13 protein-coding genes are annotated in these 18,890 nt (G+C 44.1%); 2 read left to right on the top strand and 11 right to left on the bottom strand.

Features of this window, described 5'->3' with window-relative positions; genetic code table 11:
• The first annotated feature begins 144 nt into the window (after positions 1–144).
• Entirely contained in the window at positions 145–723 is a 579-nt protein-coding gene (locus tag K6V30_RS19110; RefSeq protein ID WP_010538426.1) for an HdeD family acid-resistance protein, read from the top strand.
• 188 nt (positions 724–911) lie between these two features.
• Here K6V30_RS19110 and K6V30_RS19105 read toward each other — a convergent pair whose 3' ends face one another.
• The 6 genes from K6V30_RS19105 to dapF form a co-directional block, all read right to left on the bottom strand.
• On the bottom strand, positions 912–3,101 hold the full coding sequence (locus K6V30_RS19105) for a glutamine synthetase III family protein (protein ID WP_010538425.1): 2,190 nt from the start codon (positions 3,099–3,101) through the stop codon (positions 912–914).
• Positions 3,102–3,145: 44 nt separating this feature from the next.
• Positions 3,146–4,606, bottom strand: a complete 1,461-nt coding sequence (locus K6V30_RS19100; protein ID WP_010538424.1) for an ammonium transporter — start codon at positions 4,604–4,606, stop codon at positions 3,146–3,148.
• Between the two features lie 80 nt (positions 4,607–4,686).
• The gene (locus K6V30_RS19095) at positions 4,687–5,043 is read right to left on the bottom strand and encodes a P-II family nitrogen regulator (protein ID WP_010538423.1); all 357 of its coding nucleotides are present in this window, start codon (positions 5,041–5,043) and stop codon (positions 4,687–4,689) included.
• Between the two features lie 143 nt (positions 5,044–5,186).
• Positions 5,187–5,948 carry a hypothetical protein gene (locus K6V30_RS19090; protein WP_010538422.1) on the bottom strand — a complete coding sequence of 254 codons (762 nt, stop codon included), beginning with the start codon at positions 5,946–5,948 and terminating at the stop codon, positions 5,187–5,189.
• A gap of 195 nt (positions 5,949–6,143) precedes the next feature.
• A complete protein-coding gene (locus K6V30_RS19085) occupies positions 6,144–7,376 on the bottom strand; it encodes an LL-diaminopimelate aminotransferase (protein WP_010538421.1) in 1,233 nt (410 codons plus the stop codon).
• 71 nt (positions 7,377–7,447) lie between these two features.
• Positions 7,448–8,269, bottom strand: coding sequence for a diaminopimelate epimerase (dapF, locus tag K6V30_RS19080; RefSeq protein WP_055269700.1), 822 nt, complete (start codon positions 8,267–8,269; stop codon positions 7,448–7,450).
• Positions 8,270–8,684: 415 nt separating this feature from the next.
• Here dapF and K6V30_RS19075 point away from each other — a divergent pair, with 415 nt between their 5' ends.
• Positions 8,685–8,981, top strand: a complete 297-nt coding sequence (locus tag K6V30_RS19075) for a thioredoxin family protein (protein ID WP_055269723.1) — start codon at positions 8,685–8,687, stop codon at positions 8,979–8,981.
• 101 nt (positions 8,982–9,082) lie between these two features.
• Here K6V30_RS19075 and K6V30_RS19070 read toward each other — a convergent pair whose 3' ends face one another.
• The 5 genes from K6V30_RS19070 to gltB form a co-directional block, all read right to left on the bottom strand.
• Positions 9,083–9,820 (bottom strand): glycerophosphodiester phosphodiesterase family protein, encoded by a 738-nt coding sequence (locus K6V30_RS19070; protein ID WP_081030839.1) that lies wholly within the window; start codon positions 9,818–9,820, stop codon positions 9,083–9,085.
• Between the two features lie 210 nt (positions 9,821–10,030).
• Positions 10,031–10,876, bottom strand: coding sequence for a hypothetical protein (locus K6V30_RS19065; RefSeq protein ID WP_010538417.1), 846 nt, complete (start codon positions 10,874–10,876; stop codon positions 10,031–10,033).
• 79 nt (positions 10,877–10,955) lie between these two features.
• Positions 10,956–12,635, bottom strand: a complete 1,680-nt coding sequence (gene asnB / locus K6V30_RS19060; RefSeq protein WP_010538416.1) for an asparagine synthase B — start codon at positions 12,633–12,635, stop codon at positions 10,956–10,958.
• Between the two features lie 163 nt (positions 12,636–12,798).
• Positions 12,799–14,139, bottom strand: coding sequence for a glutamate synthase subunit beta (locus tag K6V30_RS19055; protein WP_010538415.1), 1,341 nt, complete (start codon positions 14,137–14,139; stop codon positions 12,799–12,801).
• A gap of 87 nt (positions 14,140–14,226) precedes the next feature.
• Positions 14,227–18,774, bottom strand: coding sequence for a glutamate synthase large subunit (gene gltB, locus K6V30_RS19050; protein WP_055269705.1), 4,548 nt, complete (start codon positions 18,772–18,774; stop codon positions 14,227–14,229).
• Between the last annotated feature and the right edge of the window lie 116 nt (positions 18,775–18,890).

Here is an 18,890-nt window from a genome sequence, read left to right as displayed (position 1 = left end):
CAAAAGTATCTAAGTGAGGTGTAATGGCTATAACGATTTTGTTACGAACTTATTACAATCTACGTTTGTTATTTTTATATATGGATAGAAACACTTATATTCGCAAAAGTATTGAAACAGACTTCGTTAAAAAATATAGAATATATGAAAACAATGAATTATTCTCTGATTCGCATTTTGTTTGCGCTTGTCATAGGTTTGGTGTTGGTGCTTTGGCCCAATGCGGCAGCTAGTTATATTGTCATCACGGTAGGGGTGGCATTTCTAATTCCCGGTGTAATCAGCCTTTTCGGTTATTTCGGACGGAAAAGACCGGAGAATGTCCCGGCTCCCCGTTTTCCGATTGAGGGGGTAGGGAGTTTGCTGTTCGGTCTTTGGCTGATAGTGATGCCCGAGTTTTTCGCAGATGTGCTGATGTTCTTGTTAGGTTTTATCCTGATTATGGGTGGAGTACAGCAAATAGCTTCTTTGTCGATGGCACGTCGATGGATGCCTGTTTCGGGAGCGTTTTATCTGATTCCTTCGCTGATTCTTATTGCAGGTATCGTTGCTCTGTTTAATCCGACTGGTGCCCGTAATACAGCATTTATAATCATTGGTATCAGTAGTTTGGTTTATTCGTTGTCTGAGTTGATAAACTGGTTTAAATTTACACGCCGCCGCCCTAAGAACCCAATTACACCTGATGATGAAGATATTGAAGATGCTAAAATTATAGAATAAAGGTCAGATTTCGGTTGCTATATAAAAAAGAAGAGGACTACCTCGCGGTACCCCTCCCCTGCAAACTTAAAACAACCAACAAAAGAAATAGATAATTTCAATTAAATGAGGAATGAAGAATTAGCTGTGCGTTTATCACAACCTGCATAGTAATTCTTCATTTTTAGTTCTTCATTTATATTATATGCTTATCTTACAAACAGTAACTCTCTGTATTTTGGGAGTGTCCACATTTGGTTGTCAACAATCAGTTCCAACTTGTCAATGTGATAACGGATCTCTTCCAATGCCGGCACGATTGTATCATGATAAGCGATAGCCTTTTCACGTTCACTCTCAATCTTATTTGCAACCTTACGCGCTTCGATCATGGCATCTACATGTTCCTTGATGAAGGCGGTGCGGTCAGCGATTTCTTCAATCAGTTCCAGGTTTTTGGCTGACAGTTTTGCTGCCTTTTCTGCCGGAAACAGGGATTGCATCTTGTAGACATTGTTAATCAGGTCTGTCTGATATTGAGTAGCTACCGGAATGATATGATTCATTGCCAGGTCGCCTAATACACGGGCTTCGATCTGAATCTTTTTGGTATATGTTTCCCATTTCACTTCGTTTCGAGCTTCGAGTTCCTTTCTCGTCATTACACCGATTGCTTCGAACATAGCGATGGTTTCCGGTTTCAGATAGTTGTCAAAGATGACAGGGACGCTTGTTTCACAATCCAGACCACGACGGGCAGCTTCTGCTTTCCATTCGTCGCTGTAACCGTTACCGTCGAAATGAATGGCTTTACATTCCTTGATGTATCCACGGATGATTTCAAGTATGGCAGAAACTTTCGGCTCTCCCTTTTCAATCAAGGCATCTACATCTTTTTTAAACTTCTTCAACTGGTCTGCTACGGCAGAGTTTAGGGCGATCATGGCAGAAGCACAGTTTGCTTCGGAACCTACGGCGCGGAACTCAAAACGGTTGCCGGTGAAGGCAAATGGGGAAGTACGGTTACGGTCTGTATTATCAATCAGCAGTTCGGGAATTTGCGGGATATCCAGTTTCATACCTTGCTTGCCGCTAAGACTGATCAGGTCATCCTTTGTGCTGTTCTCAATATGATCCAGCACTTGAGACAACTGTTTGCCTAGGAAAGAAGAAATGATTGCCGGAGGTGCTTCGTTAGCTCCCAGACGGTGCGCATTGGTAGCGCTGGAGATGGAAGCTTTCAACAGTCCGTTGTGATGATAAACTGCCATCAGGGTGTTGACGACGAATGTCACAAAACGCAGATTATCTTCCGGTGTCTTGCCCGGTCCCATCAATAAAATACCAGTGTCGGTACCCAGAGACCAGTTATTGTGCTTACCCGAACCATTTACTCCCTTGAATGGCTTTTCGTGAAGCAATACGCGGAAACCGTGACGACGGCTTACTTTACGCATCAGCGACATGATTAGCAGGTTATGGTCATTGGCCAGATTACATTCTTCGAAGATAGGAGCCAACTCGAACTGGTTTGGAGCCACTTCGTTGTGACGGGTTTTTACAGGGATACCCAGTTTGAGAGCCTCAATTTCGAGGTCTTTCATAAAGGCAGCTACGCGGGTAGGGATAGCACCGAAATAGTGATCTTCCAACTGTTGGTTCTTGGCACTGTCATGTCCCATCAGCGTACGTCCTGTCATGAGCAGGTCAGGGCGTGCGGCATACAGACCTTCGTCTACCAAGAAATATTCCTGTTCCCAGCCCAGGTAGGCAACTACTTTCTTCACTTCCGGATTGAAGTAGTGACATACGTCTACGGCAGCTTTATCTACGGCACGCAATGCTTTCAGTAATGGAGCCTTATAGTCGAGAGCTTCACCGGTGTATGCGATAAACACAGTGGGGATACAGAGCGTATCATCTACAATGAATGCAGGTGAGGAAGGGTCCCATGCGCTATAGCCACGGGCTTCGAATGTGTTGCGGATACCGCCACTCGGGAACGAAGAGGCGTCCGGTTCCTGTTGAACCAGTAGCTTGCCTGAAAACTCTTCCATCATACCGCCCTTGCCGTCATGTTCAATGAAAGCGTCATGCTTTTCTGCCGTGCCTTCGGTAAGCGGTGCAAACCAGTGTGTATAATGAGTGACACCCATTTCGACCGCCCATCTTTTCATTCCGGCAGCTACTTCGTCAGCTATGCTACGATCTAGGGGAGCCCCATTGTCAATAGCGTCAATCAGCGCATTGTACACCTTACTGGGAAGGTATTTGAACATCTTTTCTTTGTTGAACACATACTTGCCGAAATATTCCGAAGGACGTTCAGCGGGTGTCGGCACTTCAACAGCTTTCTTCTTGAACGCTGTTTCTACTACTCTGAATCTAAGTTTTGACATAATACCTAATTTGATTTGTTGTTAAATATGTTAGAGTAAAAAATTTAGTTATAAGCAGATTCTCCGTGTTCGTAAATGTCGAGGCCTTCTTCTTCGACACGTGCCGGAACTCGCAGACCATGAACCTTATCAAGTACTTTGAAGATGGTGAATCCCATACTTGCTGCCCATGCTCCGACTACTAATGCTCCGAAAATCTGTGCACCAAGGAAACCTGCTCCGTGTCCGTAGAATAAACCTTCACTGGTAGAAAATAGCCCCGTGAGAATTGTTCCCAGAAAACCGCAGACTCCATGTACGGATGAAGCACCGACAGGGTCGTCAATTTTCAATACCTTATCGATAAAGTCAACGGCGAGTATCATTACTACGCCACAAATAGCGCCAATCACTACTGCTCCTGTCGGAGATACTGCATCGCATCCTGCTGTGATACCTACCAGACCTGCCAAAACTCCATTTAGTGTCAGAGATAAGGATGGCTTGCCATACTTCATCCAGCTAACTACCAGCGCAAAGAAACCACCGGCGCAAGCGGCCAGGTTGGTTGTCAGGAAGACATGAGAGATTGCAATTGCATCCGCTTCAGTACTTGCAGCCAATTGTGAACCAGGGTTGAAGCCGAACCATCCGAACCAGAGAATGAATACACCTAATGCTGCGACTGTCAGATTATGTCCCGGAATAGCTTTTGATCTTCCGTCTTTTCCATACTTACCGATACGCGGTCCCAAAATAGCAGCACCTACCAGAGCAATCCAACCACCTACAGAGTGAACGACTGTTGAACCTGCAAAGTCATGGAAGGTGGTTCCAAAGAGATTCATCATGAAAGAGCCTTCTTCACCGTTCATCAGCCAACCACCTCCCCATGTCCAATGACCGGAAATTGGGTAAATAAGCACACTGATAAAGATTGTGTATACTAGATACATTGAGAATTTTGTACGTTCTGCCATTGCTCCGGACACGATGGTAGCTGCTGTTGCACAGAACACTGTCTGGAAAACAAGGAAACCTTCTTTGGGCAAATCGCTATCCAGAAAAGACAAGTTAAAGAAGTGAGGCATTCCGATGAATCCTCCTGCACCGAACATCAGCCCGAAGCCAATAAACCAATAGAGCAGTGAGCCGAACATGAAGTCTACAAAGTTTTTCATTAAAATATTGGCAGTATTCTTCACCCTTGTGAAACCGGCTTCGACTAATGCAAATCCCGGCTGCATAAAGAATACCAGCATTGCTGCAAGCAGCATCCAAACAGTATTTAATCCGAGTGCCAGCTCTCCAATTGTATCGGAAGCACTTATGGCAGCTTCTTCAGATGTTGTTGCTACTTTAACAGGGTCTGTCGCAATTTCAGTGATGGTCTCTGTAACCGCCGTAACAGTATCGGTGACAACAGTTTTTTGTGCGAAAACGCTCGTAGTGAGACAGCTGAAAATGAGCATAGCAGTAGCTATCCACAGCTTTACAGAGCTGTGCTTTTTATATATTGTATCCATAATGATTATCTTATTTAATACCTTTTTATTATGTTATAATCCGCAAGGAAACCTGATTCCGGCACCTTGCCGGTTGTTGGTTAGCGTTCTTGTTCGGCGTTATAGAGGGCAATGTCGCCTCGCTCGGCAGTGCGGATGCGGATGGCATCTTCGATGGGAATGACGAAAATACGTCCGTCGCCGATTTCTCCGGTTTGGGCGGCTTTGATGATTGCCTGTACCGTTTTCTCTGCGTTTTTGTCGCGTACTACAATCGAAATCAGGATACGTTCGATTGTACTGGTATCATATACAACTCCACGATAGATACGTCCTTGCCGTGCTTTACCGATGCCTCTTACATCATAATAGGAGAACCATTCGATATCTGCTTCAAGTAAAGCATCTTTTACGTCCTCGAATTTGGTTTTACGGATAATAGCTTCAATCTTTTTCATATACCTTAAATATTAGTGTGACTTGTAAAAAAAGAGGTATAGGGGGCAGCCATAGCAGGTTACCATACAACAAACCGATAAAATCTAAACTCTAACTACCTTTTCTATTCCCTATACACTCTTTAGATATAAAATTCTCTCTCTTAAAAACTTAATCCGAATGTGAAGTGAGCACCTTCCGTGCGTGGATTGACTGATACTTTGGCAAACGCCGGAACCGAGAAAGAATCAGTGACTTTGATTTCTTTGGTAGCTCCGAGGCTGATATCCGATACGCAGAATCCACTTGTATACCCATTATAAAAAGATGTTTCCCAAGGTACTATGCCTAAATCTACCATCCAGTCGAGTCCACCCAATTGGAAGGGTGCGCTTAGTGCGAGGTAGGATGAATAGGCTCTTTTCCCATTCCCTTTCACTCCGTCAGCTCCTGCAAAGTTGGTATACCAATTGACAGCCAGCGGACCAAAATCATATCCAATCTGTGCTTCAAAAACATGGGCGGTTGAATGAGCGCCATATTTGAAATACTTGTTGGTAGAATAGATCGTTTCTCCTTCATCGTCTACTCCTGACGGAACCTGAGTATTAAACCAGTAATCAGTGATCGAAACACTAAAACCATTTATTGAATAGCCGAGTGTTAAATCGAATTCTTTAGTGTCTGATGACTCAAATCCTGCTGATCCCCATACTCCGAGTGAAAAACCTTTGTAAGAGATTCCCAGTGAAGGTTGGATACTTACTCCACCCAGGTCCTGACCACGCCAGATATAACCGCTTACCAAATCTGCTCCTACAGAAGCTTCTACTTTATTTTGTGCCTTCATGGCGGATGGCACAATCCCCGTTAGTAATAATGCTACTATTATTACCCCCAATTTTTTGTTAATCGTCGTTTTCATCGTCTTTTTACCTTTAAAAGTTAGAAAAATGTGGATGTACGGTCCAGTGTTATATAGTAGCGCGCAAAATACTATCAGTTAAATGAAGAATTAAGAATGAAGAATCAGAAACAACAAGTTAAAATGATAAACTCAAAAGAACTATAGTCGAGATGGGGGTATCTCATACTGCAAAAAAATCTTCATTCTTCATTTCTAAAGCCAGTTTTTAATCCTTCTCATCGCTTCGATACAGTCGTTACGATCGCCGAAAGCTGTCAGTCGGATATATCCTTCGCCGCTGGGTCCGAAACCTACACCGGGAGTTCCGACTACGTTAGCTTCATATAGCATCTGTTCGAAGAATCGCCAGGAAGAGAGTCCGTTCGGAGTTTTCACCCATAAATAAGGCGCATTGACTCCGCCGTATACTTTCAGTCCGGTAGCTTCCAGTCCTTCTTTCATTATTTTTGCATTGGTCATATAATAATCAATCGTTTTTTTGATCTGTGCTTTTCCTTCTGCACTGTAGACTGCTTCCGCTGCCCGTTGAGTGATGTAGGAAGTGCCGTTGAACTTAGTACATTGGCGACGGTTCCACAATCTGTTGAGTGGAATACGTTCACCTTCCAGAGTGGCAGCGGTCAGTTCCTTCGGTACTACGGTGTAGCCGCAACGTACTCCGGTGAATCCTGCTGTCTTTGAAAAACTACGAAATTCGATCGCGCATTTCTTTGCACCTTTTATTTCGTATATAGAGTGGGGGACATCCGCGTCCTGAATATAGGCTTCGTATGCGGCATCGAACAAAATCAGTGTATCATTTGCCAATGCGTAATCTATCCACTTCTTTAGTTCCGGTTTCGTTAGTGTGGTTCCTGTCGGGTTGTTCGGATAGCAGAGATAAACAATGTCTATCCGTTTGTCGGGAATCTCCGGAATAAAGTTGTTCTCACTTGTGCAAGGCATATAGGTCACATTGCTCCATTTGCCTGTTTCTTCTTCCAGTATTCCGGCACGTCCGCACATAACGTTGCTGTCTATATATACCGGATAGATAGGGTCTGTGACACCGACACTGTTGTCATGACGAAGAATGTCTCCTATGTTACCTGTATCACTTTTTGCTCCGTCACTGACAAATATCTCCGATGACGAAAAATGGATTCCCCGGGGAGCAAAATCATTTTTTATAATGGTTTCAATCAGAAAGTCATATCCCTGTTCAGGACCATATCCGCGAAATGTATCTTTACTTGCCAGTTCTTCTACTGCCTTGTGCATAGCTTCGATACAGGCTTGGGGAAGCGGCTGGGTGACATCTCCGATACCTAACCGGATGATATCCTGTTTAGGGTGCGTTATTTTGAACGTATTTACCTTTTTCGCTATATCCGAGAATAAATAGCTTCCCGGTAGTTTTAAGAAATGTTCGTTTACTAATGCCATATTGTTATTGTTTTAAGTTTTGCTATATTCTTATCTTTAATTGATTGTTCGGAAACGCTTATTTCATCAGCCTATTTGGGTTGGCCGTTGTCTGCTTCTATTTCTCCATCGAAAACTTTGGTTGCCGGTCCTGTCATTAATATATGTCCCGAGGCTTCTTCCCATTCGATAGTGACAGTTCCTCCGTCCATTATAATATCGCTTTTTCTTCCTGCAAGTCCGTTGATACAGGCTGCTACTGCTGTTGCGCACGCACCTGTTCCGCAGGCTTGAGTTATTCCCGATCCTCTTTCCCATACTCTCATTCGTATGGTATCTTTCCCAATTACTTGGGCGAATTCTACATTTGTCCTGTCCGGGAAGAGATGATATTTTTCTAGCTCAGGGCCTATTTTCGGCAGATCGATCTGAGAGATATCTTCTACAAAAGTAACCAGATGAGGATTTCCCATTGATACTTGGGTAGACCGGAAAGGATATTCTTTTCCAAAACAGACTTCACCTGTTTCCAGTGGACTCCCCATATCTACCGTGACTGCGCTAACCGTTTTTCCATTTATATGTAGTTTCAGGATTTTAATACCTGACAATGTATCAAGGGTGATTTCTGTCTTATCCGTCAATCCGTACTCATATACATATTTGCCTACACACCGACTTCCGTTACCGCACATCATCGCTTCGGAACCATCTGCATTGAATATACGCATGCTGAAATCAGCTTTGTCAGAAGTACCAATCAATATAAGTCCGTCACTTCCGATTCCCGTATGGAATCTGCTCCATGCAATCGCCTTCTTTTCAGGATCTGCTATCGGATATCTGGTAGTATCTACATAGATGTAGTCATTTCCTGCCCCGTGCATTTTGGTAAATTTTATTTTATTTGTCATTTTGATCCTTATTTATTGATTGTTGTAACCTTTTGTTTTATTACGATGCAAAGATATGACTTTTTGCTTTATGTTTTAGTTGAAAGTATGTCTAATATCTATTTATTTTTATCAAACTTTCAATTGATTTGTATACAGGGATCTTTAGTGTTAATCTGAAATTTTACATGTGCTTATTTTGATAAATTATTATTTGGTGGATTCGTTTTGCATATCTTTTCATAATATATGAGGATTTTATAGTCAATTTCTCCTGTATATTACTATAAAAACAAGAAATGACTTCTTTTGGTTTTGACGATATGAAAGTGAATTTGCTTATTTGTATGACATATTGTTTATCGAATATGGAGAAGAACCTTTTTTATATATTCATTGTTCTCTTCCTAACAATAACATAATAAATGTAGGAGATATGGATATAGAGAAACAATTGGAAGTTGCCGCACAGAGCAATCATTTGGTATTGGTTGTGTTTTACGCTGACTGGTCGCCTCATTATGAATGGATAGGACCTGTGCTCCGCACTTATGAGCAGAGAGTGATAGAACTGATAAATGTGAACATTGAAGGAGATAAAGCCGTAGCCGATTCATATAATATTGAGACGGTACCAGCTTTCCTTCTATTGCATAAGGGACATGAACTGTGGAGGCAAGTAGGTGAGTTGACGGTAGAAGAGTTGAAAGAGGTATTGGAAGATTTCAAATAGCTTCTATTGGGATTTTATGTAAAAAGCACCATCATGCATATTGGTTTACTGCATGATGGTGCTTAATATTGTTTTAGCTCTTAGAAATTTTCTGTGAGTGATTATTTTAGCATATCTTGTGCCACAATCGGTTCATTGGTCGTAATGAAATCCACCTTCTGGTCAATCAGCCACTTCATGTCTTCTGCTTTGTCTACCGTCCAGACATTGACTTTCAATCCGAGATCATGTGCTTCTTTGATCCATTCGGGATGTTTTTTGATTACTCCCATGTGGTAGTCAAGTCCGGCAGCGCCGAGGTCTTTCAGTTCTTTGGGAGATAGTTCTCCGTTGAGGTAGAATACCGAGGTTCCGGCAGGTGCCAGACGGATAAACTCTTTCATTGCGTGCAGCGAGAAAGTGATATATTCCATACGATCTTCCAGTCCCATCTTTTTCACCATGGCAAGGATTTCCTGTACGGCTTTTGTTTCACGTTTTTTGCTGTTATGCGCTTTCAGTTCAAGTATTAGCTTAGTATTGCATTTTTTGCCGGCTTCCAGATATTTTTGCAGGCTGGGCAGATTTTCTCCGTTTGATAGTTTCAATCCTGTAAGAGCATCTCCCTTGGAATATTCCATGTATTTCATCTTGTAGACAGGATCGTGGTTGACAACCAGCTTATTGTCTTTGGCAAGCCATACATCAAATTCGGAACCATAGCAATGTATAGAATCCGCCTTTTGCAAAGATGTGATGCTGTTTTGGGCAGAACCTGCTGTTTTCCAATAGCCACGATGAGCGATAACCTGTGACTTTTGTGCTTGAACGCTAGCTACTGAAATGATAAGGGCGGCCATTAGAATAATTCTTTTTATTTTCATTGATAGTACGTTTAAAGAGTTTATGAGTCCAAAAATATAAAAAATAAAACACAGATTAGCTTGTTATTATGCTAATCTGCGTTAATTGGCTGCTTTTATGCATAGAAATATAGACTTTTTATTCTTGACTTTACAAACTGATGAATAAACATTGGCCGATATCATCTATGGAGAAGATAATGACAACTAATCAGGAGTTTCATCATTTGAGCTTTTGATGATAATAGGGAAAGTGAAATGTTGATATTCCGGACGGTATTTCCCATTAATATATAAAACCTCCCAAGGATAGATTTCTTTTAGCTTCTTTTTGATGGCTGTTATTATCGGATGGCTCTGGTCTTCGGTCATGACTTTATCCAGTCGGATTTTGACATTGCTGTCTATATAGTGTCCGTCAGCGGATAAATCGAAATCAGATAAAAAGATAATATGTCTTTTTCCGCTTATTTCGGGGAACTTTTCCCAAGGGAAATGTGCCTGTAGACTATCTCTGATTTGTAATAGCTTGATCCCTTCCTTTCGGCTATTGTGATAAAACACTTTATCTGTGACAACACCGTCTTTGATAGTCAATACACACTCCTCCATGTAGTTTCTGTCGAAACCTCCGGCACCAAAACGTATAATATCACCCCGGCCTAACCGTACTTTTCCGCTAAACCAGGAAGCAAAGATTCCATCGTCTGTTTTATATTCACTAAAAAAAGAATCTATTCCCTTAACTTCTCTCTTTTCTGTGCTATGGTTTTCCGATATTTCAATAATGACCTTTTGAAGGTACAATTGATTATTCTTTATTTCCCAGACTCCTGTATATCCGTCCCAGTTTGCAGTCGTCCAATGTCGCTCTTTGGGCAAAAATTCTCTGAATTTAGTGTTATGTATGGAATCTATGTCAATCGGTTGGGCCAGCATATCCCATTTCACTCCGTCTATGAATAGTATTTCTGATTCTTGTGAAGTAGAGAATGCAGAAGTAATACTTAGCAAGGAAAAGATACACCAGCACCATAAAAACTTAATGTTCATTTGTTTATTGAATGATAGATGATAAATATATTCTCAAAGGTATGAGTTTATTTCAGACATCTATCATTTTTCAACCGATTTATTTTATCCGTTCGTCATAAGCCTCTTCATGTATTCCTTTTACCGCTCTGCCGCTTGGCTCATTTAAATTTTTGAAAGCTGCATCCCATGCGAGTGCTTCTGCTGTGGAACATGCTACACTGGGTACGCTCGGTACGCTGCGTGCCGCACTTTCACTGGGGAAATACTCTTCAAAAATACTCCGGTAATAATATTCTTCCTTGTTCTGTGGGGTGTTGATCGGGAAACGTTCGGCTGCATGTTTCATCTGTTCGTCGCTGACGGCAGCAGCTGTCATTTCTCTTAATGTATCAATCCATGAATATCCTACACCATCGCTGAACTGTTCTTTCTGCCTCCATGCCACGCTTTCCGGCAACATGTCGGCAAAAGCTTCACGTACAATTCGTTTTTCGATCTCTTTACCGGGACACATTTTAGCCTTCGGATTCAAAGTCATTGCCACATCCAGAAATTCTTTATCCAGAAAGGGAACACGTCCTTCTACACCCCAGGCAGACAGACTTTTGTTGGCACGGAGGCAGTCGTACATGTGAAGTTTTGAGAGCTTGCGTACGGTTTCCTCGTGGAAAGCCTGTGGAGTAGGGGCTTTATGGAAGTAAAGATAGCCTCCGAAAACTTCATCGGCCCCTTCACCGCTCAGCACCATTTTGATTCCCATTGATTTGATAACACGTGCCAGCAAATACATAGGGGTAGAAGCACGTACAGTAGTCACATCATATGTCTCGATAAAATAAATGACATCCCGGATAGCGTCCAGTCCTTCCTGAACCGTATAATTAATTTCGTGATGAACCGTACCGATGTATTCTGCCACTTCACGTGCCTTGCTCAAATCGGGTGCCCCTTTTAGTCCGATAGCAAAGGAGTGGAGTTGAGGCCACCAAGCGTCACTTGCTCCGTCTGTTTCGATACGTTTTGCTGCATATTTCTTGGCGATAGCGGAAATGACGGAGCTATCTAGCCCGCCTGAAAGAAGGACTCCATAAGGAACATCACTCATCAACTGGCGATGAACAGCATCTTCCAATGCTTCTTTTACGTCATAGGCTTTGGCTCCGTTGTTTTTTACAACTTCGTAGTCTGTCCATTCACGGGTATACCAACGTTTCATTTTCCCCTCTTTACTATAAAAGTAATGTCCCGGGAGGAACGTCTCGTATTTTTCACAGAAGCCTTCGAGTGCTTTCAGCTCACTGCCAAAATAGATTTTTCCATCCTTGTCTTTCCCTATATATAAAGGTATGACACCGATAGGGTCCCGGGCAATCAGGAATTCGTCTTTTTCTTCATCATAAAGAACGAAAGCAAAGATACCGTTGATATCTTCCAGGAAATGAATGCCTTTATCTTTGTATAAAGCAAGGATTACTTCGCAGTCACTTCCTGTTTGGAAGTTGTATTTACCGGCATATTTTGCACGGATATCACGGTGGTTGTAGATTTCGCCATTTACGGCAAGCACTTGTTTGCGATCGGGAGAGTAGAGGGGTTGCCCGCCACTTTGCGGGTCAACGATGGAGAGACGCTCGTGTGTCAGAATGGCGCTTCCGCCTACGTAGATGCCACTCCAGTCCGGTCCGCGGTGACGGATTTTCTGAGCCATTTTCAGTGCTTTGCTTCTTAGTTCCTTAGTCTGAACTTTTATGTTGAGTATACCTGCTATTCCACACATAACTTTAAGTGTTTGGGGGTTATATAATATATTGTTTTCTCGCTATTCTTTTTAAATGGATTGGTTATAATTCTTTCGTTCCACCTAGGTTTTTCTTTCGTTCTACCCAGGTGGAACGAAAGAATCATAGTAATCCAACTTTTTCTTATTACCTGTCGTAGTACTATTTGGTCAGGTAATCATCTATCTTAGCTGCTGCCGCCCGTCCTCCTGCCATAGCCCGTACTACCAGACTTGCGCCTGTATCCGCATCTCCGGCAACGAATACGTTTTCCGGGAATTTAGGTTGCTCCGGTTTCAGGAATCCCATAGCCAATAGTACCAGATCCGCCTCGATTACTTCCTTCTTGCCTGTAGGCTTCATCGTTGGACGTCCGCCGTCTGCTGTCGGAGTCCATTCCACCTCTTCCACTTCTACACCTGTAACCTTACCGTCTTTCCCGAGGAACTGGTTGGAGGCCAGGCACCAGCGACGTGTACAACCTTCTTCGTGGCTGGAAGTCGTTTTAAATACTACAGGCCATTGAGGCCACGGAGTAGCCGGATTGTGACCTACGGGCGGTTTGGGCATGATTTCAATTTGTGTAACACTGGTTGCTCCCTGTCGTACACTGGTTCCGATACAGTCTGATCCGGTATCGCCGCCACCGATGACAAGTACCTTTTTGCCTTTAGCGTTCACTAACTTATCCTTTGCGAAAGTCTGACCTTCCAGAGTCCGGTTTTGCTGTGCCAGCATTTCGAGTGCAAAGTGAATACCTTTCAGTTCACGTCCCGGAATACTCAAGTCACGGGCAACGGGGGTTCCGGTACAAATGCAGTAAGCGTCAAAACCTTTCGGCAAATGATGGACGTCTACTTCTACTCCCATCTCAAACCGGATACCTTCTGCTGCCAATATTTTCATACGCCGGTCAATGACATTTTTATCCAGTTTGAAATTTGGAATGCCGAAACGTAACAATCCTCCCGGTGCTTCGTCCTTATCAAACAGGGTGACGGTGTAACCTTTCTGGTTCAACTGATTGGCAGTTACCAGTCCGGCAGGACCGGCACCGATCACTGCTACACTTTTTCCGTTTCTTCGGGGTGTTTGTACCTGTATATATCCTTCACGAAAAGCGGCTTCTACGATAGCCGCTTCATTCTCGCGAATCGTCACCGGCTGGTCGCAGGATAGTTTCAGCACACAGGACTTTTCGCAAAGGGCAGGGCATATACGTCCGGTAAATTCCGGAAAGTCGCAGGTTGAGGATAAAATTTCATACGCTTTTTTCCATTTTCCTTTGTATAATGCGTCCTGCCATTCCGGCTGTTTGTTGCCTATCGGACATGCCCAATGGCAGAATGGTACGCCACAGTCCATACAGCGGGAAGCCTGCAACTTGCGGCTGTTTGTATTCAATGTCTGTTCTACCTGACTATAGTCAGTGATGCGCTCGCTTATGGGGCGGTATCCCGCTTCCTGGCGAGGTATATTTAAAAATGCTTTTGGATCTCCCATTTTCTTTAATCTTAAATATTAAGTGTTAGGTATTAAGTATTAGCCGTAGCCTTCTGCATCGTTAATACCTGATACCTATTACTTGAATTAATAGTCTCTCTGCATATCTGCAATTTTCTGCTGTAACTTTCTCATCTGCTCTTCCTGTAGCACCTTTTTATATTCGATAGGTACTACCTGAATAAACTGATCGGCATAATGGTTCCAGTCATCGAGCATGGTACGTGCCAGTTTCGAACCGGTGTACAGATAGTGCTGTCGAATCAGTTCGTGCAGTTCTTTTCGGTAACTGGCCTCTTCGATCAGTGATAATTCTACCATCTCCATGTTGCAGAAATAATCGAAATTGCCGTCTTTGTTCCACACATAAGCTACACCGCCGCTCATACCAGCTGCAAAATTTCGTCCCGTTTGTCCCAGAACCACTACGCGGCCTCCGGTCATATATTCACAGCAATGGTCGCCTACACCTTCTACTACAGCGACAGCTCCCGAATTACGTACGGCGAAACGTTCGCCGGCACGCCCATTGATGTATACCTCGCCACTGGTTGCCCCATAAAGCAGGGTATTACCTGCAATTGTGTTCTTCTCGGCTTCGAAGTTGCTGCGGATAGGAGGCAGGACGGCGATACGTCCGCCACTCAAACCTTTACCCAGGTAATCATTGGCTTCACCTTCCAGCTTGAAATTTACGCCCGGCACCAGAAAAGCGCCGAATGACTGTCCCGCAGAACCTTTGAACTTTACATTCAAGGTATGTTCCGGCAAGCCTTTTTCTCCGTACTTCTTGGCAATGACACCGGAGAGCATGGCACCTGTCGCCCGGTCCGTATTGGCAATCGTATATTCCAGCGAAACTTCTTTTTCGTGTTCAATCGCCTCTTGGGCAGCGTCTATGATTGTCACATCCTTTACGGTCGAGATGCCGTGCTCCTGATCGGTGACGTGACGGATAGCCGCACTGTTGTCTATACGTGCCAGTAATTTGGTGAAGTCGATCAAGGCATGCTTCGGGTTCGGATCACCCGCAACGGATTTGCGTTCAATCAGGTCTGTGCGTCCGATGATGTCATCCATCTTGGTAAATCCCATTTCTGCGAGATATTCACGGACTTCCTGTGCCAGGAATGTGAAGAAGTTGACCAGATATTCACTACGTCCGTGAAAACGTTTGCGTAATTCTTCGTTCTGAGTAGCTACACCTACCGGACAAGTATTCTGATGACATTTACGCATCATCACACATCCCAATACGATCAGTGCGGAAGTAGCGAAACCATATTCCTCGGCTCCCATCAATGCCATTAAAATAATATCGCGTCCGGTTTTCAATTGTCCGTCGGCTTGCAGAACGACTTGTCCGCGCAGGCCGTTCAGAACCAGTGTCTGTTGTGTCTCGCTCAATCCCAATTCCGGAGAAATACCTGCATAGCGGATGGATGAAGCAGGAGAGGCTCCCGTACCGCCTTCGGCACCGGAAATGACAATCAAATCCGCTTTTGCCTTTGCCACACCCGCGGCGATTGTGCCGACTCCACTTTCTGCCACCAGTTTGACACTGATTTTGGCTTGTGGATTCACGTTTTTCAAGTCAAATATCAATTGTGCCAAATCCTCGATGGAATAAATATCATGGTGGGGAGGAGGAGAAATCAGCGAGATCCCCGGAATGGAGTGGCGTGTCTTGGCAATCACATCGTTCACTTTGAATCCCGGAAGCTGTCCGCCTTCACCCGGTTTGGCTCCCTGAGCTATTTTAATCTGTATTTCATCAGCATTAACCAGATATTCGGCGGTGACACCAAAGCGTCCGGAAGCTACCTGTTTGATGGCGCTTCGCATGGAAGTTCCGTCCGGCAGCGGGTGGAAACGGGAAGCGTCTTCACCACCTTCCCCTGTGTTGCTGCGTCCATGGATGGTGTTCATGGCAATTGCCATCGCTTCGTGGGCTTCCTTGCTGATAGAACCGAAAGACATGGCACCCGTCACAAAACGTCGGAGGATATTCTCTATAGGTTCCACTCGGTCGATAGAGATAGGATTGCGACGGAAACTCAGGAAATCACGCAGAAAAATAGGACTCTCCTTATCGTCTGCCAAATGAGTGAACTCTTTGAATTTCTTGTAGCTGCCTAAGCGGGTAGCCAGTTGCAACGTGCTGATTGTTTCCGGATTCCATGCATGTTTTTCTCCGTCTTTCCGGAAGGCATACAATCCTCTATTCAGTAACTCTTCACTCTTCACCTCCCGGATACCTTCATCGTGGAAAGCGATTGCGTCTTTGGCTACCTCTTCCAGACGAATACCTCCGATTGGTGACCCGATTCCACCAAAGTAAGCCTTACTCAATTCCTCACTGAGCCCGACAGCTTCGAAAATTTTCGCACCACGATAAGAGCGGATGGTGGAGATACCCATCTTGCTCATGATCTTGAACAGACCTTTGCAGATAGATTTGATATAGTTTTTCTCTGCTGTAGCATAATCCAGCTGAATATCTTTGTCCTTCACCAACTTGTCGAGGATAGCAAATGCCATATATGGATTCAGTGCGCTTGCTCCGAAGCCGAGCAATAAGGCAGCGTGCATAACTTCACGTATTTCTCCGCTTTCTATAATCAAAGCTGTCTGAACACGTTTGCCTACGGAAATCAGATGATGGTGAACGGCGCTTACTGCCAGCAATGAAGGGATTACCGCATGGGTGGCATCTACCTCACGGTCGGTCAGCACAATGTAGTTTACACCTTCCGTTACCGACTCTTCCGCCATTTTGCACAGCCTGTTCAGTGCTTCCTGCAAGCCGGCTTTTCTTTTCGATACTTCAAACAACATCGGCAATTTCACAGTCTTGAAACCCTTGTAGCGGATATTGCAGAGAATATCCAGCTGTGTGTTGCTTAGAATCGGATGATTCAGACGTACCATTTTGCAATGGCTTTCACTGGGAGTCAGAATGTTCATGCCTACCGCTCCGATATATTCCGTCAGAGACATGACGAGTTCCTCACGTAGCGGGTCGATCGGTGGATTAGTCACTTGTGCGAATTGCTGGCGAAAATAGTTGTAAAACAACTGAGGTTTATCGGAGAGTACAGCTAAAGGCGTATCATTCCCCATTGAATGAATCGGTTCCGCACCTGTGCTTGCCATCGGCATAATCAACCGTTCGATGTCCTCTTTGGAGTAGCCGAAAGTACGGAGCATCCGGTTATAATTTTCTACGTGATGAGGTACTTTGCGCCCGCTTTTCAGTTCATCCAGTTCGATACGGTTGGTCGACAACCACGTACGGTACGGTTTCGCTTCGGCAAGTTGTTTTTTCAATTCACCGTCATAGTAGATTTCTCCTTTTTTTGTATCAATCAGCAGAATCTTTCCCGGTTGCAGGCGTCCTTTTTCTTTTATGTCTCCCGGTTCGAAGTCCATTACACCTACTTCGGAGGCAACTACCATCAGGTCGTTTTTAGTGATCAGATAGCGGGCAGGGCGCAGACCGTTACGGTCGAGCATACCACCGGCAAAACGTCCGTCACTGAAGAGCAGGGCTGCCGGTCCGTCCCATGGTTCCATCAGGATAGAATGATACTCATAGAAAGATTTCAGGTCCTCGCTGATCGGGTTTTTCTCGTTGAAAGATTCCGGTACGAGCATTGCCATGGCATGTGGCAGGCTTAATCCCGACATAACCAGAAACTCCAGCACATTGTCCAGAGAAGCGCTGTCACTCATGCCCGGCTGTATAATCGGTCGGATCTCTTTGATATCTCCCAGATCAGGAGTGGAGAGTACACTTTCACGGGCCTCCATCCATCCGCGGTTGCCGCGAATCGTATTGATTTCGCCGTTGTGGGCCAACAAACGGAAGGGTTGTGCCAATCCCCATGTCGGGAATGTGTTGGTACTGAAACGGGAGTGTACCAGTGCCAGTCCACTGGTAAAATAGCTGTTCGTCAGATCGGGATAATAGTTGCGTAGCTGCAATGACGAAAGCATACCTTTATATATAATACTCTTGGTAGAGAGCGAAACGACATAAAAATCATTTCTTGTCGGAATGGCTGACAATCTGACTTTATTCTCTATCCGCTTACGGATCAGATACAATTTGCGGTCGGCAGCTTCCGTTTCCGTAAATCCGGTGATGAATACCTGTTTGATGTCCGGTTCATTAGCCAGAGCTGCTTCACCCAGAATTTCCGGGCAGGTAGGTACATTGCGCAAGTGCATCAATGTAAGTCCTTCTTTCTCTATTTCCTCAATAATGATACTTAAAATAGCTGCCTGGTCTTCCTCATTTTTCGGCAGAAAAAGCAGGCCGGTACCATAGCGTCCTTTTTCGGGAACAGGAATGCCTTGCAGTAAAATAAACTCATGCGGAATCTGTAACATAATACCTGCACCGTCTCCGGTTTTGTTATCCGCCCCTTCAGCACCACGGTGGCGCATGTTCTCCAATACTTTTAAAGCCGACTCAACAAGGTCGTGTGACTTTTTTCCGTGAATGTCCACCAGCATGCCAACTCCGCAGGCATCGTGTTCGTATGCCGCGTCGTACAACCCCATCTGTTGAGGTGCTCGTTGGTAGGTGAATCCTTCTGTTGCGTTGTTAAAAAGTTCTTGTTTTTTCATTCTTTCTAGCTTTATTGTATGATAATACCTATTTATTCCATCAAAATGTTCGGCAAAATTAATGATTTAATTTCATAATGATAGTATTTTGTTAGTTTTCTGTAACACGAAATAAA

Source organism: Bacteroides faecis, assembly GCF_020091505.1.
In the GTDB taxonomy this organism is placed as follows: Bacteria; Bacteroidota; Bacteroidia; order Bacteroidales; family Bacteroidaceae; genus Bacteroides; species Bacteroides faecis.
The sequence above is the reverse complement of the archived record's forward strand: the minus strand, read 5'-3'. Positions and strand labels throughout refer to the sequence as shown.

Bases quoted from the DNA above. Each gene is read 5' to 3' on its own strand.
- K6V30_RS19110 (WP_010538426.1), top strand. From the start codon at position 145: ATGAAAACAATGAATTATTCTCTGATTCGCATTTTGTTTGCGCTTGTC.
- K6V30_RS19105 (WP_010538425.1), bottom strand. From the start codon at position 3,101: ATGTCAAAACTTAGATTCAGAGTAGTAGAAACAGCGTTCAAGAAGAAA.
- K6V30_RS19100 (WP_010538424.1), bottom strand. From the start codon at position 4,606: ATGGATACAATATATAAAAAGCACAGCTCTGTAAAGCTGTGGATAGCT.
- K6V30_RS19095 (WP_010538423.1), bottom strand. From the start codon at position 5,043: ATGAAAAAGATTGAAGCTATTATCCGTAAAACCAAATTCGAGGACGTA.
- K6V30_RS19090 (WP_010538422.1), bottom strand. From the start codon at position 5,948: ATGAAAACGACGATTAACAAAAAATTGGGGGTAATAATAGTAGCATTA.
- K6V30_RS19085 (WP_010538421.1), bottom strand. From the start codon at position 7,376: ATGGCATTAGTAAACGAACATTTCTTAAAACTACCGGGAAGCTATTTA.
- dapF (WP_055269700.1), bottom strand. From the start codon at position 8,269: ATGACAAATAAAATAAAATTTACCAAAATGCACGGGGCAGGAAATGAC.
- K6V30_RS19075 (WP_055269723.1), top strand. From the start codon at position 8,685: ATGGATATAGAGAAACAATTGGAAGTTGCCGCACAGAGCAATCATTTG.
- K6V30_RS19070 (WP_081030839.1), bottom strand. From the start codon at position 9,820: ATGGCCGCCCTTATCATTTCAGTAGCTAGCGTTCAAGCACAAAAGTCA.
- K6V30_RS19065 (WP_010538417.1), bottom strand. From the start codon at position 10,876: ATGAACATTAAGTTTTTATGGTGCTGGTGTATCTTTTCCTTGCTAAGT.
- asnB (WP_010538416.1), bottom strand. From the start codon at position 12,635: ATGTGTGGAATAGCAGGTATACTCAACATAAAAGTTCAGACTAAGGAA.
- K6V30_RS19055 (WP_010538415.1), bottom strand. From the start codon at position 14,139: ATGGGAGATCCAAAAGCATTTTTAAATATACCTCGCCAGGAAGCGGGA.
- gltB (WP_055269705.1), bottom strand. From the start codon at position 18,774: ATGAAAAAACAAGAACTTTTTAACAACGCAACAGAAGGATTCACCTAC.